At 55.6% G+C, this 1,390-nt stretch carries 1 protein-coding gene; it reads left to right on the top strand.

The genetic code is table 11. The features are described from left to right. Positions 1–120 precede the first annotated feature (120 nt). Positions 121–1,296: an IS701 family transposase gene (locus tag ACTRXG_RS16820; protein ID WP_474286064.1), complete on the top strand. Its 1,176-nt coding sequence runs from the start codon at positions 121–123 to the stop codon at positions 1,294–1,296. Positions 1,297–1,390: the final 94 nt, after the last annotated feature.

Below are 1,390 nucleotides of genomic sequence, written 5' to 3'. Positions count from 1 at the left end.
TACTTTTATGTTGCGGGTTTATTAACAATTATTTCCATTATCAATAAAAAAGAGACAGAATCCCCGTTGATACGGTACGATGACATCGACCAAAACACCATCGAGAAAGGATTCTACCTCATGTCTACCGTATCATATTCCTCCTGCATCGCCAACGCCTTTGATCAATGGAACCTCCGGTTCTTTATGTCCGCCCCGGCTGCCCGTCATATGCAAAAGCTGTTGGAAGGCTGGACCCAGGAGCATCGCAACGGGAGCGTGAAGGCCCTTCAAGAAGCCGCCAATCATCACGCCCACCATTCGTCGGTGACCCGGTTTTTTCGAACGTCCCGGGTGGATGACCATGCCCTGGAGCGCAAGCTCCAGCGCTCGGTGCTGCAGCATATCCGGCGGCAGGCTTCCTCCGCCAACCCGGTGCTGATCGCCATCGATGATACCGTGGTTCCTAAATCGAAGCCCTCGTCACAGGCGCACCATCCGATCGACGACGGCGGGTACCATTTTGATCATCAGACCGGCACAACCGTTTACGGGCATCAATGGCTCACCATCATGGCAGGCACGAACAAGCGCCTGTATCCCTATCATATCGAACGATATGAGAAAGAACACGGACCCAGTAAAATCGACCTGGCCCTTCAGCAGCTTCGCACCATCGACGTGGGCGATGGTCCCGTCTATGTGCTGGCCGACAGCTGGTACGCATCGGAAAAACTGATCCGTGCCGTCCGGGACCGGGGCTGGCATTTTATCGGTGCCATTAAAAGCAACCGGGTGCTCGATACGGCCCCCATGCCGTTACCAGCCAGAGACTGGGCCCAACGGGCCCGGCAGGTGGAAGATCCGGACCTTGTGACCGTCCGGACCACCACCTATGAAATGGTTCGGTTTCAGGGCCGGTTGAAAAGTGGCCTCTCGGGCGTGGTCGTTGGTTCCCGGGCTTCTGCTTCCCACGAAGCGTACCGGTTTTTCTTTTCCACCGACCCCTCGATGACCGCGGCGGACGTCTTATCCTGGTATCAGCACCGGTGGGCGATTGAAACCTTTTTCCAGGAAGCCAAGGGCAAGCTGTCGATGGGCGGATACCGGTTGCGGAGCGCCCCGGCCATCCGACGCTACCTGCTTCTCCTCCAAACCGCCTGGCTGCTGCTTGCGTGGGTATTTGCGGGCACCATCAGTGAAGCCTTTCATGCCAGTCACCAGGATCACCGACGGCGAGAGATTGCGGATATTTATCAGCGCGCCCGTGCGGGCGCCACCCTGGAAAGTGTGTATGACGCTTACCATGTGGCCTGACCCGCAAAGCCCTCGGTTGGATGATATTGTCGATGATTTCCAATATTTAAATCCATGACCAACATTTGTTTTCAAAACTGCAACATTAGAGTTA

The organism is Marinococcus sp. LNSP9103-4 (assembly GCF_056034345.1).
This window is presented reverse-complemented; position numbering and strand designations above follow the sequence as displayed.